Raw genomic sequence first — 14,278 nt, 5'->3', positions numbered from 1 at the left:
GCGAGCTGTGGACCGTGGCGCCGGCCTAACCAGAATGAGGCTTTGAGATGACGTTGTTCCTGCTCCGCCGGGCCGGGCTGCTGGTGGTCGCGCTGGCGATCGCGAGCGTGCTCGTGTTCGTCCTGCTCCGGCTGCTGCCGGGCGACGTCGCCGCCACCATCGGCGGCTTCCGGGCCACCCCGGAGCAGCTGGCGTCGATCCGCGCGGAGCTCGGGCTCGACCGGCCGCTGCCGGCCCAGTTCGGCTCCTGGGTGACCGGCGTCCTGCACGGCGACTTCGGCCGCTCCCAGCTCAACGGCACGTCGGTCACCGGCGAGCTGGGCCGGAAGCTGCAGGTGACGGCGCCGCTGGTAGCCGGGGCGGTCGTCGTGGCCCTCGCGGTCGCGGTGCCGTTCGGCACCTGGGCCGCGGTCCGGCGGCGCGGCCCGATCGGGACCGGCATCAGCGCGCTGTCGCAGGCCGGGATCGCGGTGCCGACGCTGTGGCTCGGCTTGGTGCTCGTACTGGTGTTCTCGGTCGAACTCGGCTGGCTGCCCGCCCAGGGCTTCCCGGTCGACGGCTGGCGTTCACCCGGGCTCGCCCTGCGCAGCCTGGTGCTGCCGTGGGTCGCGCTCGGCCTGTCCGAAGGCGCGGTGCTGCTGCGGTTCGTCCGCTCGGCCGTGCTCGGCGTCCTCGACGCGGATTACGTGCGGGCGGCCCGCGCGAAGGGGCTCACGAAGGGGCAGGCGCTGCGGCGGCACGGCTTCCGCAACGCCGCCCTGCCGGTGGTGTCGATCCTCGGCCTGCAGCTGGCGACGCTGATCGTCGGCGCGGTCGTCGTCGAGCGCGTGTTCACCCTGCCCGGGGTGGGCAGCATGCTGGTCGGGGACGTCGGCAACCGCGACCTGGTGAAGGTGCAGGGCGAAGTGTTCCTCGTCGTCGCCGCGGTGCTGGTGATCGGCTTCGCGGTCGACGTCGTCCACCGCCTGATCGACCCGCGCCTGCGGGAGCCGCGGTGATCCGCCGCGCGTGGCGGCCGCTGCTGCGGCGGCCGGGCGGCGTCTTCGGCCTGGTCGTGGTGGCCGCGCTCGTGCTGGCCGGGGTCGTTTCGCTGTGGTGGACGCCGTTCGACCCGCAGGCCACCGACCCGGGCCAGGCGTGGCTGCTGCCGTTGCGGGGCGGGCACCTGCTCGGCACCGACCGGATCGGCCACGACCAGTTCAGCCAGCTGCTGGCCGGTGCCCGCGAGACGCTGGTCGCCGCGGTGGCGTCGGCGGCCGTCGCGACCGTGGTCGGGCTGGTGCTGGCCCTGCTGGCCGTGCTCACCCCGCGCTGGGTCGGCGCCGGGGTGGTCCAGCTGATCGACCTGCTCGTGGCGTTCCCGGTGCTGCTGCTCGCGATGGTGCTGGCGGCCGTCTACGGCAGTTCGCTGACCACGGTCGTCGCCGCGATCGGCATCGGGTTCGGCGTCGCGGTGGCCCGGGTCGCCCGCGCCGAGCTGACCGCCGCACTCGGCAGCGACTACGTCCTCGCCGCCCGGGCCGGTGGCGCGCGGACCGGCCGGATCGTCCGGCGGCACCTCCTGCCGACGCTGGCGCCCACCCTGATCGTCCAGCTGTCCCTGGTCATGGCCCTGGCGGTGCTGGCCGAGGCGGCGTTGACGTACCTCGGCTACGGCAGCTCGCCGTCGTCGCCGTCCTGGGGCGGCATGCTCCACGAACAACAGGCCTACCTCGCCGCCCGGCCGCTGCTGGTGATCTGGCCCGGCCTCGCCGTCGCGCTGACCGTGCTCGGCTTCAACCTCCTCGGCGACGCCCTGCGCGACGCGACCGACCCGAGGCTGGTGACGACGCGATGAGCCTGCTGGAGGTCGAGGACCTGACCGTCCACATCGGAACGCGGACGCTTCTCGAAGACATTTCGTTCACCGTGGACGCGGGGGAGCGGGTCGGCCTGATCGGCGCGTCCGGCTCCGGCAAGTCGCTCACCGCGCTGGCCGTGCTCGGCCTGCTGCCCGACGGGATGACCGTCCGCGGCAGCGTCCGGCTCGACGGCACGGAACTGCTCGGCCGCCCGGACCGGGCGTTGTCGGCCGTGCGCGGCGAGCGGATCGCCATGGTGTTCCAGGACCCGCGCACCGCGCTGAACCCGCTGATGCGCGTCGGGAGGCAGATCGCCGAACCCCTGCGCGCGCACCGCGGCCTGACCCGCAAAGCGGCCGCGGCCGAAGCCGTCGCCCTCGCCGGGAAGGTCGGACTGCCCGATCCCGGGCACGCCGTCCGGGCGTTCCCGCACCAGCTCTCCGGCGGACAGCGGCAGCGCGTCGGCATCGCGATCGCGCTCGCCTGCCGCCCGTCGGTGCTGCTCGCGGACGAGCCGACGACCGCGCTCGACGTGACCGTCCAGGCGGAGATCCTCCGGCTGCTGGACGCTCTGGTCGCCGAGGAAGGCACGGCCTTGGTGTTCATCACGCACGACCTCGCGGTGCTCGCCCAGGTCGCCCGGCGCGTGCTGGTGCTCGGCGGCGGCCGGCTGCTCGAGGACGGCACGCTCGCCGACGTCCTGCGGGCACCCCGGCACCCCGGCACCCGCGCGCTGCTCGACGTCGCCCGGGCGGGCGCGTTCCGCCGTTCCCGGGAGGTGACCCCGTGACGTTGCTCGAGGCCACCGGCCTGCACCGGTCCTACCGCCTGCCCCGCGGCCGGCTGTTCGAACCGGCCCGGCACCGGCACGCCGTCCGGGACGTCGGCCTGACGCTCGAAGACGGCGGCCGGCTCGGGATCGTCGGCGAGTCCGGCTCCGGCAAGTCGACGCTGCTGCGGCTGCTGCTCGCCCTCGAGCGGGCCGACGCCGGGTCGGTGCGCTACCGCGGGCGGGCGGTCGCCGGGCGCGACCTGACGTGGTTCCGCCGCGAGGTGCAGGTGGTGCTGCAGGACCCGTACAGCTCGCTGAACCCCCGCACGCTCGTGCGGGACATCGTCGCCGAGCCCCTGGAATGCTTGCGGATCAAGGAAAACCACGACGAACGCGTCGCAGGGATCCTCACCGCGGTCGGCCTGGAGCCGGACGCCGCGTGGCGCTACCCCCACGAGTTCTCCGGCGGCCAGCGGCAGCGGATCGCGCTCGCCCGCGCGCTCGCGCCGCGGCCGAAGGTCCTGGTCGGCGACGAGCCGTTCTCGGCCCTCGACGCCGCCGTCCGCGCGCAGGTCATCGACCTCGTCGCCGGGCTGGCGGACACGATGGGCCTGTCGCTGGTCCTGGTGTCCCACGACATCGGCGTGGTCCAGCAGCTCTGCGACCGGCTGCTGGTGCTCAAGGACGGCGTCGCCGTCGAGCAGGGCCCTACCGCCGACGTCCTCGCCGCGCCGGAGCACCCCTACACCCGGGCCCTGCTCGACGCCGTGCCCCAGCTTCCGGAGGAGGTCGGATGAGCGCGTTCAAGCTCGGGTTCCTCACCCACGTCCACGGGCCCGGTCAGGACCTGCGCACGGTCCTGCGCGACCTGCTCACCGTGTTCGCCGCGGCCGAGGAACTCGGGTTCGACGGCGGCTGGGTCGCCCAGCACCACTTCCGCACCGACTACGGCCGGCTGCCCTCGCCGCTGGTGTTCTTCGGCGCGGTGGCGGCCCGGGCGCCGAGGCTGCGGCTGGGCACCGCGGTGACCGTGCTGCCACTGGAAGACCCGATCCGGCTCGCCGAGGACGCGGCCGTCCTCGACGCGCTGACCGGCGGCGGGCTCGAACTCGGCCTCGGCACCGGCGGGGCCAACACCGAGGCGTTCGCCCGGTTCGGCCACGACCCCGCCCACCGCCACCGGCTCCACGACGACAACCTCGGCACACTCCGGCTGGCCCTCGGCGGTTCGGTCCTCCAGCCGCCCGCGCCGACGCTGGGCGACCGGCTCTGGCAGGCCACCTCGGACGTCACCCGGGCGGCGGCGATCGGCCGCCACGGCGACGGCCTGCTGCTCGGCACCGCCGTCCACGACCCCCGCAAGGTGCAGCGTCCGCTCGCCGAGGCGTACGCGGCGGCGTCGGTCCGGCCCCGCTTCGGCATCGTGCGCGCGGTGTTCCCGGCGAAGGACCGCCGAGCCGCCCAGGACGACCTCGCCCCGGCGCTGGACGTCCACCGCCGGAACTTCGCCGAGCTGACCGGGCTGAGCACCGAGGAGCACCTGGCCCGGACCAACGTCCACCACGGCCGCCCGGAAGAGGTCGTCGAGAGCCTGCACGCGGATCCGGCGCTGCTCGAGTTCCTGAACCCGGACAGCTGGTTCCTGCCCGTGGTGCAGCACGAGTTGTCCGATGTGGACGCCGACGTCGAACGCCTGCGGGTGATCGCCACCGAGATCGCCCCGGCTCTCGGGTGGCGGCGATGACCTTCCACCTGGGCTTCCTGACCCACGTCCACGGCGAAGGCGGGGTGCCCGCCGGGCAGCTCTACCGCGACCTGGTCGAGCTGTTCGTCGCCGCCGAAGAACTCGGCTACCAGTCCGGCTGGGTGGCCCAGCACCACTTCCAGGCCGAGCACGGCCGGCTGCCGTCGCCGCTGGTGCTGCTCGCGGCGGCGGCCGAGCGGACCCGGCGGATCCACCTCGGCACCGCCGTGACCGTGCTCCCGCTGGAGGACCCGGTGCGGCTGGCCGAGGACGCGGTCGTCCTGGACGCCCTCTCCGGCGGCCGCCTGGAACTCGGGCTCGGCAGCGGGACACCGGCTCCCGACGACTTCGCCGTCTTCGGCCGTGACGCCGGAAACCGCCACGGCGACTACGACCGCAACCTCCGCACCCTCGCCGAGGCGCTCACCGGCTACCAGCTCAGCGAACGGCTGTGGGAGTCCGGCCTGCGGCCGCAGGTGCTCACCGACGCCGCCGTCTCGGGCCGCGGTCTGCTGCTCGGCGTCGGACCGGCCGACCGGGTCCAGGCCGGACTGGCGGCGGCCTACCTCGCCGCCGGGCCCGACACCCCGCGCATCGCCGCGGTCCGCGGGGTCTTCCCCGGCCCCAGCCGGGCGGCCGCCGCCGCGCAGCTGGAAGCCGACGTGGCCCGGTACCGGTCCTTGCACGTCCGCGCGGGCTGGGCGCCGCACGAGGACATCGGCCTGACCGAGCTGCTGCGTCTGATGAACGTCCAGCACGGCACGCACGAGGACATCGTCGAATCGCTGCGCGCCGACCCCGTCTTCGCCGGGCCCGGTACCCACCTGATCGTGGCCGTCCAGGCCGAAAGCTCCACGCTCGGCCAGGCACTGGACCGGCTGGAGACCATCGCCACGAAGATCGCCCCGGAGCTGGGGTGGCGGCCGTGACCCGGTTCCTCGCGCTGGGCGCGCTCGTGGACGGCTCCGGCGGCCGGCTCGACTTCGCCTTCCACGCCGAGCTGGCCCGGCTGCTCGAACGCGGCCGGTTCGACGCGTTCTTCGCCGCCGACGACCGAGCCGAGCAGTTCGAGCCGTTGTCCCTGCTGTCCGCACTGTCCACGGTGACCAGCCACATCGGACTGGTCGGCACCGCGGCGACGACCGATCACGAGCCGTTCCACATCGCCCGGAAGTTCGCGTCGCTCGACCACCTGTCCCACGGCCGGGCCGGGTGGAACCCCGGCCCCGGGGAGGACCACCGCCGTGCGGACGAGTTCGTCGACGTCGTCCGGCAGCTGTGGGACAGCTTCTCGGACCAGGCCATGATCCGCGACGTCGCCGGCGCCCGCTACTACGACCCGGACCAGTTGCGAACCCCCGAGCACCACGGGGAGCACTTCCGCGTCCGGGGCCCGCTCACCATCTCCCGGCCACCGCAGGGACATCCGGTCGTGTTCGTGACCGGGACCGACCCGGGGTTCGCCGCCCGGCACGGCGACGTGTTCCTCGTTGCCCGGCCGGACGCCGCCACCGCCACTGCCATCCGGGCCGCGGTCGAGGCGGCAGGCCGCAACCCCGCGCAGATCCGCGTGTGGGCACCGCTGTCCCCGCTCGAAGCGGGCCCACCGGAGCAGCTCGCCGACCGGATGCAGCAGTGGTTCACCGAGGGCGCCGCCGACGGGTTCACCGTGTCGTTCCCCCACCTCCCCGGCCCGGCCATCGACTTCGTCCAGCAGGTGGTGCCGATCCTGCGCCGTCGCGGCCTGGTCCCCGACGGCTACCACGGGAAGACGCTGCGGGAGAACCTCGGCCTCGCCCGCCCGGAGGTGTCGCGATGACCCGGCGGCTGCACTTGACGGCGTTCCTCAAGCCGCCGGGGGAGTACCTCGCGGCCTGGCGGCACCCGGACACCCGGGCCGACGCCGGCGTCGACTTCGACACCGTGCTGTCCTTCGCCCGTACGGCGGAAGCAGCGAAGTTCGACGCGGTCTTCTTCGCCGACCTCGTGGGTGTCCCGCTGGAGAGCCAGGACGTGCTGTCGCGCGTGTCGGTGGTGAACGATTCGTTCGAGCCGACCACGCTGCTGGCCGCGCTCGCCGCGGTGACCAGCCGCATCGGCCTGATCGCGACCGCCTCCACCACCTACAACGAGCCGTACCACCTGGTGCGGACGTTCGCCTCGATCGACCACATCTCCGGCGGCCGCGCGGGCTGGAACGTCGTCACGTCGCTCAACGACGGCGAGGCGCTCAACTTCGGCCGGGACGCCCACGTCGGCCACGCCGACCGGTACGCACGGGCGGAGGAGTTCTTCGACGTCGTCACCGGCCTCTGGGACACCGCGGGCCCGCGGAGCATCGCCCGGCCCCCGCAGGGGCGGCCGGTGATCGTGCAGGCCGGTGCTTCGGAAGCGGGCAAGCAGTTCGCCGCCCGCGTGGCCGAAGTCGTGTTCTCCGGACAGCGGGACCTGGCGCGCGCCACGGAGTTCTACGCCGAGATCAAGGACCGCGCCGCGTCCTTCGGCCGGAGCCCGGACGAGCTCAAGGTGTTCCCGGCGCTTTCGGTCATCACCGCGGAAACCCGCGCCGCCGCCGAAGCCAAGCGCGACACCCTGCGCGCGCTGATGCCACCGCAGGTGGCGCTGGCGCACCTGGCCTACCTGCTCGGCGGCTTCGACCTCACCGGCCACCCGCTCGACGGGCCGCTGCCGGAGCTGCCCGAGTCCAACCAGTCGAAGAGCACGCAGCTCGACGTCTACCTCCGGGCCCGGCAGCGGGGACGCACGATCCGGCAGCTCGCCGCCGAGATCAGCGACGACTCGGGCACGGTCGTCGGTCCGCCGGAGGAGATCGCCGACCACATCGAACGCTGGTTCGGCGCCCCCGCCGCCGACGGGTTCACCCTCGTCTTCCCGTACCTGCCCGGTACGCTCGACGACTTCGTCCAGCTGGTGCTGCCCATCCTGCGCCGTCGTGGCCTGTTCCGGGCGGGGTACGACGGGACGACGCTGCGTGATCACCTCGGCCTGCGCCGACCGACCTCGAGGTACGGACCTTCCTGATGGCACCTGACACCGCGGGCGAGCACAACGCCCTGACCGACGTCCCGGGCCTGCGCGTCGGCCACGCCACCCGCATCGGCGGCGGCGCGCTGACCGGCACCACCGTGGTGGTGCTGCCGCCGGCCGCGGTGGTCTCCGTCGACGTGCGCGGCGGCGGACCGGCCACCCGCGACACCGCCGCCCTCGACCCCCGCCACCCGGCCCCGGCCGTCGGCGCGATCACGCTCACCGGCGGCAGCGCGTTCGGTCTCGCGGCGGCCGGCGGCGTCCTCGACTGGCTGGCCGAGCACCGGCCCGAGACGACGTCCGTCGTCCCCGCCGCGGCGCTGTTCGACCTCGGCCGCGGCGGGGACTTCCACGCCCGCCCGCACGGCGAGCTCGGCGCCGAAGCCGTCCGCGCGGCCGACGGCGGTCCGGTGGCCCAGGGCAACGTCGGCGCCGGGACCGGCGCGGTCAGCGCGGAGATGAAAGGCGGCGTGGGGACCGCGAGCGCGGTCCTGCCGGACGGCACGGTCGTCGCCGCACTGGCCGTCCTGAACTCCCACCACCCCGCGGTGGACCCGGCGTCCGGGCTGCCCTACGGGTACGCGCTGGGCGCGACTTCCCGCCGGGGCACGGCCTGGCGGGAGTTCCCGCTGAACGCGCCGGACGAAGCCGCCCGCGCGGCGGTGCGGGAGCGGCTGGCGGCGTCCACGCGCGACCGGCACGCCCGGACCCCGCTGAACACGGTGATCGGCGTGGTCGCGACCAGCGCGTCCCTCGACGCGGGCGCGGCGTACCGCCTGGCGGGCGCGGGCCAGGACGGGCTCGCGGTGGCGGTCCGCCCGGCCCACGGCATCGCCGACGGCGACACGGTGTTCGGGGTCGCCACCGGCACGAGCGCCACCGGCGCGACCCCGGAGCTGTTCGCGGCCGCGTCGAACGCCTTCGCCCGCGCGATCGTCCACGCCGTGCTGGCGGCGGAGTCGGTGACGACGGACTGGGGTCACATCGCGGCCTACCGCGAGCTGTACCCCGAGGCCGGGTGACGCCCGGCCGCCTCGTGCCGGTCCCGGGCGAGTCCACGACGGCCCGCCGGGCTCGGGCGTCGGGCGCGGCCTGATTGCGGATCGGCCGCGCGGAATTCGAGCAGGCACCGCGCCCGCGCGGAAGGGCGGCATCCCGGAATGGCCGACGTGGCGGAACGCGGTCTAGCGGGGGACCGCGGTCGCCTGGTCGTGCCGGAGTGGCGATCCAGGCCGCGGTGGCGGGGCAGCGTTGCGCCTCCGATGTCCGCCCAGTGGGCGGAAACCGGGCATACGGGCACGAATGTCCGCCGCGGTCGGCGACTTGCCGTCCATACTGTGGGACGGTGGATCGATCACTGGGTTCGCGAGGGGAACTTCCTTAAGGTCCTGAACATCACTCGATCGGCTGAACCTTGAAGGTGCTGTGGTCAACCCTCCGCCGACACCCACCGGTGTCCCGGCCCTCGCGGCACGTTCCTTGCCGGCCGCGGTGTGGCGTGCCGTCCGCTCCGGGCGGTGGACGTCCGTCTGCGCGCTGCTGATCGTCGTCATCGGCTTGCTCGCCGCCGGGGCCGACCTGTTCGTCCTCCTCGAAGGGCAGAGCCTGAACCCGGACATCACCACGCTCGGCCCGACCGGGCTGCCCGCCGGGGCGCTGGGCGGGGTGAGGGGGAAGCACTGGTTCGGCGTCGAGCCGCTGACCGGCGTCGACCTCTTCGCGCTCGTCGCCCACGGCGCGCGCACCTCGTTGCTCGTCGGCCTCGGTGCGACGGTGCTGGGCACCGCGCTCGGCGTCCTGCTCGGGGTGAGCGCCGGTTACCTCGGCGGCTGGTGGGACCGGCTGGTGACCTGGACCGCCGACGTCATCCTCGGCTTCCCGTACCTGATCTTCATGATCGCGCTGGGCGCGGTCCTGCCGGTCGACTTCCCGCGCCAGGTCACGCTGATCGTCGTGCTCGGGCTGTTCGGGTGGCCGCGCGTGGCCCGGATCGTCCGGGCCCAGGCGCTGACGCTCGCCAAGCGCGACTTCGTCGCCGCGGCCCGGGTCGTCGGCGGCGGGCCGTGGCACGTGTTCACCAAGGAACTGCTGCCCAACCTCTGGGCGCCGGTCATCGTCGTCGCCAGCCTGGCCATCCCGTCGATGATCGGCAGCGAGGCCGCGCTGTCCTTCCTCGGCGTCGGCGTGCTGCCGCCGACGCCGAGCTGGGGCCACACCATCAGCACCGCCATCGACTTCTTCGAGACCGACCCGATGTACCTGGTCTTCCCCGGGCTGCTGCTGTTCCTGATCACCCTGGCGTTCAACGTCGTCGGCGACGCGATCCGCGACGCCCTCGACCCGCGCTCCGGGGGTGCGGCCTGATGCGTACCGCGCGCTTCGCCGCGACCCGGTTCGCCGGGATGCTGCTGGTCCTGCTCATCGTCGCCTTCGTGACGTTCGTGGTGTTCTACGTCCTGCCCGCCGACCCGGCCCGGATGGCCTGCGGCCGCCCGTGCTCACCGGAAGGCCTGCAGCTCGCGCGGGAGTTCATGGGCTACGACGTCCCGTGGTATGGGCAGTTCTTCGAGTTCCTCGGCGGGATCGTCGGCGGCCGCACGTTCGGCACCGGCGCCGCGGCGATCCACTGCACGGCACCGTGTTTCGGCTGGGACTTCCAGAACAACGTCGACGTGCTCAGCGAAATCGGCGGCCGGATCGAGGTCAGCTTCTCCGTCGCGCTCGGCGCGGCCGCGATCTGGATCGTCGCCGGTGTCGGCCTCGGCCTGCTGTCGGCGTTGCGGCGCGGCACGGCCGTCGACCGGATCACCATGGCCGCGGCCATGGCCGGGGTCTCCATGCCCGCCTACCTGGCCGGGATGATCGGTATCACGATCTTCGCCTTCGCCCTCGACGTCGTGCCGAAGTCCGGGTACGTGCCGCTGGCCGAGAACCCCGCGCAGTGGGCGTGGCACCTCGTGCTGCCGTGGTTCGTGCTCGCGTTCCTGCACGCCGCCATCTACGCCCGGCTGACCCGCGGCCAGATGCTGGAAACCCTCGGCGAGGACTACATCCGCACCGCGCGCGCCAAGGGCCTGACCGAACGCAAGGTCATCGGCCGGCACGCGCTGCGCAACGTCCTGCTGCCGGTGATCACCGTGTTCGGCGTCGACCTCGGCGCCCTGCTGGCCGGGACGGTGATCACCGAACGGATCTTCGGCATGGCCGGGGTCGGGCGGCTGCTGGTCGACGCGATCGCGTCGCTCAACCTGCCCGTGCTGCTCGGGGTGACGCTGTTCTCGGCCCTGCTCGTCACGGTCCTGAACTTCCTGGTCGACCTCTGCTACGGCGCGCTCGATCCGCGAGCACGTCTCGTCTGAAAGGGACACGATGAAACGGGGATTCCGGCTTTCGCTCGCTGCGGGGGTGACGGCCGCCGTCACGCTGCTGACGGCGTGCGGGGCCAATGACACGCCGTCGGGACAAGGTGGCACCGTCAAACCGGGCGGGAACCTCGTCCTGCTCAACGACGCACCCTCCATCACGTGGGACCCGGCGAAGAGCTCGAACCTGGTGGTCACCACGCTCGGGCTGATCCACCGGCGGCTGACGTCGTGGGACGTCGCGCCGGGCAAGGACACCGCGATCGTGCCGGACCTCGCCACCGACACCGGACGGCCCAGTGACGGCGGCAAGACGTGGACGTTCACCCTCAAGGACGGGCTCAAGTACGCCGACGGCACGCCGATCAAGGCCGAGGACGTCAAGTGGGGCCTCGAGCGCTCGTTCGCGCCCGCCTTCTCCGGCGGCCTGGCCTACCACAAGGACCTGCTGTCCCCGGGCCTGGCGTACAAGGGACCGTTCGAAGGCAAGGACCTCGACACGATCCAGACGCCGGACGCGAAGACGATCGTCTTCCACCTCGCCCGCCCGTACGGCGACTTCAACTGGGTCGCCAGCACGCCCGCGTTCTCGCCGGTGCCCAAGGGCAAGGGGGCCGAGGCGAACTACGGTGACCACCCGGTCGCGTCGGGTCCGTACCAGCTGGCGAGCTACGAGCGCGGCAAGTCGGCGAAGCTGACGCGCAACCCGAACTGGAACCGCGACGAGGACAAGACGCGCCTGGCCAACCCGGACACCATCGAGTTCGAACTCGGCCAGGACACCGGGGTCATCTCCAAGCGGCTGGTCGACGACACCGGCAAGGACCGCGCCGCCTTCGGCATGTCGTTCGCTTCACCCGCCCAGCTGGCCCAGATCCAGGGCAACGCCTCGGCGAAGGCGCGGCTGGTGACGTCGGAATCGGGGGCGCTGGCCTACCTTTCGCTGAACACCCAGCGCGGCAACCTGAAGAACCCCAAGGTGCGCCAGGCGTTCCAGTACGCCGTCGACAAGGCCGCCTACCAGGTCGCGAGCGCGGGCAGCGCCCAGCTGGCCGGCGACGTGGCCACCACGCTGATCACGCCGGGCCTGCAGGGCCGCGAGCAGTACGACCTGTACCCGGCGCCGCCGTCCGGCGACGTCGCGAAGGCCAAGCAGCTGCTCGCCGAGGCGGGCTTCCCGAACGGCCTCGACGGCCTGGTCCTGGCCACCCACAACGAACGGGGCTTCCCGGAGAAGGCCGCGGCGATTCAAGCATCGCTGGCGCGGGCGAACATCAAGGTCACCATCAAGCCGCTCGACGAGGACACCTACACGTCCGAAGTGGACACCAAGGGCCTGTCGGACTACGACCTGACGCTGACCTCGTGGCAGCCGGACATCCCGTCGGCCAACGCGAACATCCAGCCGCTGTTCCAGTCCACCGAGATCGGCAACGGCGGGTACAACGAGTCCCGCTACAGCAACCCCGAGGTCGACAAGCTGATCGGCGAGGCGCAGGCCACCGTCGACCCGGCGGAGGCGGGCAAGAAGTGGGCGGCGCTGGACAAGAAGATCCTCGCCGACTCGCCGGTGGTGCCGCTGATCTACACCCGCAACTCGTTCCTGCACGGTTCGCAGGTGGGTGGCGTCGAGATCGGGCGCTTCCCGGCCTACGTCGACTACCGCAAGTTCGGGATCGTCCAGTGAGCGGAGCCGGGCTCCTGCGGCTGCGCGACGTCGCGGTCTCGTTCGGGGACGTCGAAGCCGTCCGCGGGGTCGGCTACGAGGTCCGCGCGGGCGAAGTCGTCGCGGTGGTCGGGGAGTCCGGCTCCGGCAAGACGGTCACCGCGATGTCCCTGCTCGGCCTGCTCCCGCCCACGGCTCGCGTAACCGGCCGCGCGGAGCTGGCCGGGCGGGACCTCTACGCGATGACCCCGGGGGAACTGCGGGCGGTGCGCGGCGGCGATGTCGGCATGGTGTTCCAGGAGCCGATGAGCGCGTTGAACCCGGTGTTCACGGTCGGCGACCAGCTCGCCGAGGCCATCCGGGCGCACCGGGACGGCACCGCCGCGGCGGCCCGGGAACGCGCGGCCGAGCTGCTCGGCCTGGTCGGGCTGCCCGCGCCGCGCGAGCGGCTCCGGTCCTACCCGCACGAGCTGTCCGGCGGCCAGCTGCAGCGCGTCGTGATCGCGATGGCCGTGGCGAACGAGCCGAAGCTGCTGATCGCCGACGAGCCGACCACCGCACTGGACGTCACCGTGCAGGCGGAGATCCTCGAGCTGCTGCGGGATCTCCGGGAACGCCTCGGCACGGCGATCCTGCTGATCACGCACGACATGGGCGTGGTCGCCGACCTCGCCGACCGGGTCGTCGTGCTGCGCGACGGCCGCGTGGTCGAGGAGGGCGAGGTGGGCGCGATCTTCGCCGCGCCGGCCGAGGACTACACGCGGCAGCTCCTCGGCTCGGTCGTCTCGCTCAGCACCGCGGCCACGGCCGGGCTCGAACGTGCGGTCATCACCGGCATTTCGGCGGGGCCGGGCCACGTGGCCGCGGCGGACCACCCGGCGACGGCGTCGGTCCCCGACGTTCCCGCCGAGGCACCCCTGCTGCGTGTGGAAAACCTGTCGGTCACCTACCGCGGCCGGTTCCGCGCGGTGGCCGTGCACGCCGCCTCGGGGGTGAGCCTGCACGTCGAGCCGGGCGAGGTCCTCGGCCTGGTGGGGGAGTCCGGCTCGGGGAAGAGCACGGTGGCCCGGGCGGTCACCGGGCTGCTCGCGCCCACGGCGGGGTCGGTGCGCGTCGGGGACGCGGACCTCACCCGGGTGCGCGGCCGGGCGGCGAAGGCGCTGCGGCGCCGGATCGGCATGGTGTTCCAGGACCCGCTGTCCTCGCTGAACCCGCGCACGACGATCGGGGAAAGCGTGGCCACGCCGCTGCGGCTGCACCGCGCGGCTCGTTCGTCCGAAGTGGACAGGCGGGTCGCGGAACTGCTCGACGCGGTGCAGCTGTCGCCGGCGCTGGCCGCCCGCTACCCGCACGAGCTGTCGGGCGGTCAGCGGCAGCGCGCCTGCATCGCGCGGGCCCTGGCGCTGCGCCCGGACCTGCTGGTGGCCGACGAGCCGACGAGCGCGCTCGACGTCACGATCCAGGCCCGGATCCTCGACCTGCTGCGCGAGCTGCGGCACGAGTTCGGGTTCGCGTGCCTGTTCATCAGCCACGACCTCGCGGTGATCGAGCAGCTGGCCGACCGGGTGGCGGTGATGCACCGCGGCCACGTCGTCGAGCAGGGCCCGGCCAAGGAGGTCCTGACCGCCCCCGCGCACCCGTACACCCAGCGCCTGCTGTCGGCGGCACCGGTAGCCGACCCGGAGGCCCAGCGCTTGCGCCGCGAAGCCTGGCGGCTGCTGCGGGAAAGCGTCACCGACCCGGGTTGACGCACCTCCCCGCGGCCGCGGGGGAGTGCGACGCCGGGGTGGCGGTCGCCGCCCCGGATGGGGGACCGGATGTCCGAGGCCGCTGCTCACCGGCTTG

The 14,278-nt window shown here is 73.5% G+C and carries 13 protein-coding genes; all 13 read left to right on the top strand.

The window, feature by feature from the left end; translation table 11 throughout:
- Window positions 1-47 precede the first annotated feature (47 nt).
- Window positions 48-998 carry an ABC transporter permease gene (locus tag ACLJPY_RS00420; protein ID WP_410585933.1) on the top strand — a complete coding sequence of 317 codons (951 nt, stop codon included), beginning with the start codon at window positions 48-50 and terminating at the stop codon, window positions 996-998.
- Window positions 995-1,837, top strand: a complete 843-nt coding sequence (locus ACLJPY_RS00415) for an ABC transporter permease (RefSeq protein ID WP_410585932.1) — start codon at window positions 995-997, stop codon at window positions 1,835-1,837. The genes ACLJPY_RS00420 and ACLJPY_RS00415 overlap by 4 nt, the downstream gene beginning before the upstream one ends.
- Window positions 1,834-2,631, top strand: a complete 798-nt coding sequence (locus ACLJPY_RS00410; protein WP_410585931.1) for an ABC transporter ATP-binding protein — start codon at window positions 1,834-1,836, stop codon at window positions 2,629-2,631. The genes ACLJPY_RS00415 and ACLJPY_RS00410 overlap by 4 nt, the downstream gene beginning before the upstream one ends.
- Entirely contained in the window at window positions 2,628-3,410 is a 783-nt protein-coding gene (locus ACLJPY_RS00405) for an ATP-binding cassette domain-containing protein (RefSeq protein ID WP_410585930.1), read from the top strand. Before ACLJPY_RS00410 ends, ACLJPY_RS00405 begins: the two co-directional genes overlap by 4 nt.
- Entirely contained in the window at window positions 3,407-4,357 is a 951-nt protein-coding gene (locus ACLJPY_RS00400; protein ID WP_410585929.1) for an LLM class flavin-dependent oxidoreductase, read from the top strand. The genes ACLJPY_RS00405 and ACLJPY_RS00400 overlap by 4 nt, the downstream gene beginning before the upstream one ends.
- Window positions 4,354-5,286, top strand: coding sequence for an LLM class flavin-dependent oxidoreductase (locus ACLJPY_RS00395; RefSeq protein ID WP_410585928.1), 933 nt, complete (start codon window positions 4,354-4,356; stop codon window positions 5,284-5,286). The genes ACLJPY_RS00400 and ACLJPY_RS00395 overlap by 4 nt, the downstream gene beginning before the upstream one ends.
- Window positions 5,283-6,176: an LLM class flavin-dependent oxidoreductase gene (locus ACLJPY_RS00390; RefSeq protein WP_410585927.1), complete on the top strand. Its 894-nt coding sequence runs from the start codon at window positions 5,283-5,285 to the stop codon at window positions 6,174-6,176. Before ACLJPY_RS00395 ends, ACLJPY_RS00390 begins: the two co-directional genes overlap by 4 nt.
- Window positions 6,173-7,399 (top strand): LLM class flavin-dependent oxidoreductase, encoded by a 1,227-nt coding sequence (locus ACLJPY_RS00385; RefSeq protein WP_410585926.1) that lies wholly within the window; start codon window positions 6,173-6,175, stop codon window positions 7,397-7,399. The genes ACLJPY_RS00390 and ACLJPY_RS00385 overlap by 4 nt, the downstream gene beginning before the upstream one ends.
- Entirely contained in the window at window positions 7,399-8,427 is a 1,029-nt protein-coding gene (locus ACLJPY_RS00380; protein ID WP_410585925.1) for a P1 family peptidase, read from the top strand. The genes ACLJPY_RS00385 and ACLJPY_RS00380 overlap by 1 nt, the downstream gene beginning before the upstream one ends.
- A gap of 403 nt (window positions 8,428-8,830) precedes the next feature.
- Window positions 8,831-9,769, top strand: a complete 939-nt coding sequence (locus ACLJPY_RS00375) for an ABC transporter permease (RefSeq protein WP_410585924.1) — start codon at window positions 8,831-8,833, stop codon at window positions 9,767-9,769.
- Window positions 9,769-10,764, top strand: a complete 996-nt coding sequence (locus ACLJPY_RS00370; protein WP_410585923.1) for an ABC transporter permease — start codon at window positions 9,769-9,771, stop codon at window positions 10,762-10,764. The genes ACLJPY_RS00375 and ACLJPY_RS00370 overlap by 1 nt, the downstream gene beginning before the upstream one ends.
- A 10-nt stretch (window positions 10,765-10,774) precedes the next feature.
- Entirely contained in the window at window positions 10,775-12,454 is a 1,680-nt protein-coding gene (locus ACLJPY_RS00365; RefSeq protein WP_410585922.1) for an ABC transporter substrate-binding protein, read from the top strand.
- Window positions 12,451-14,181, top strand: coding sequence for an ABC transporter ATP-binding protein (locus ACLJPY_RS00360; protein ID WP_410585921.1), 1,731 nt, complete (start codon window positions 12,451-12,453; stop codon window positions 14,179-14,181). The genes ACLJPY_RS00365 and ACLJPY_RS00360 overlap by 4 nt, the downstream gene beginning before the upstream one ends.
- The last annotated feature ends 97 nt before the right edge of the window (window positions 14,182-14,278 follow it).

Origin of the sequence: Amycolatopsis sp. lyj-23, from assembly GCF_046549135.1 — a bacterium.
Lineage (GTDB): Bacteria > Actinomycetota > Actinomycetes > Mycobacteriales > Pseudonocardiaceae > Amycolatopsis.
The sequence above is the reverse complement of the archived record's forward strand: the minus strand, read 5'-3'. Positions and strand labels throughout refer to the sequence as shown.

Bases quoted from the DNA above. Each gene is read 5' to 3' on its own strand.
- ACLJPY_RS00395 (WP_410585928.1), top strand. From the start codon at position 4,354: ATGACCTTCCACCTGGGCTTCCTGACCCACGTCCACGGCGAAGGCGGG.
- ACLJPY_RS00400 (WP_410585929.1), top strand. From the start codon at position 3,407: ATGAGCGCGTTCAAGCTCGGGTTCCTCACCCACGTCCACGGGCCCGGT.
- ACLJPY_RS00365 (WP_410585922.1), top strand. From the start codon at position 10,775: ATGAAACGGGGATTCCGGCTTTCGCTCGCTGCGGGGGTGACGGCCGCC.
- ACLJPY_RS00420 (WP_410585933.1), top strand. From the start codon at position 48: ATGACGTTGTTCCTGCTCCGCCGGGCCGGGCTGCTGGTGGTCGCGCTG.
- ACLJPY_RS00385 (WP_410585926.1), top strand. From the start codon at position 6,173: ATGACCCGGCGGCTGCACTTGACGGCGTTCCTCAAGCCGCCGGGGGAG.
- ACLJPY_RS00370 (WP_410585923.1), top strand. From the start codon at position 9,769: ATGCGTACCGCGCGCTTCGCCGCGACCCGGTTCGCCGGGATGCTGCTG.
- ACLJPY_RS00380 (WP_410585925.1), top strand. From the start codon at position 7,399: ATGGCACCTGACACCGCGGGCGAGCACAACGCCCTGACCGACGTCCCG.
- ACLJPY_RS00410 (WP_410585931.1), top strand. From the start codon at position 1,834: ATGAGCCTGCTGGAGGTCGAGGACCTGACCGTCCACATCGGAACGCGG.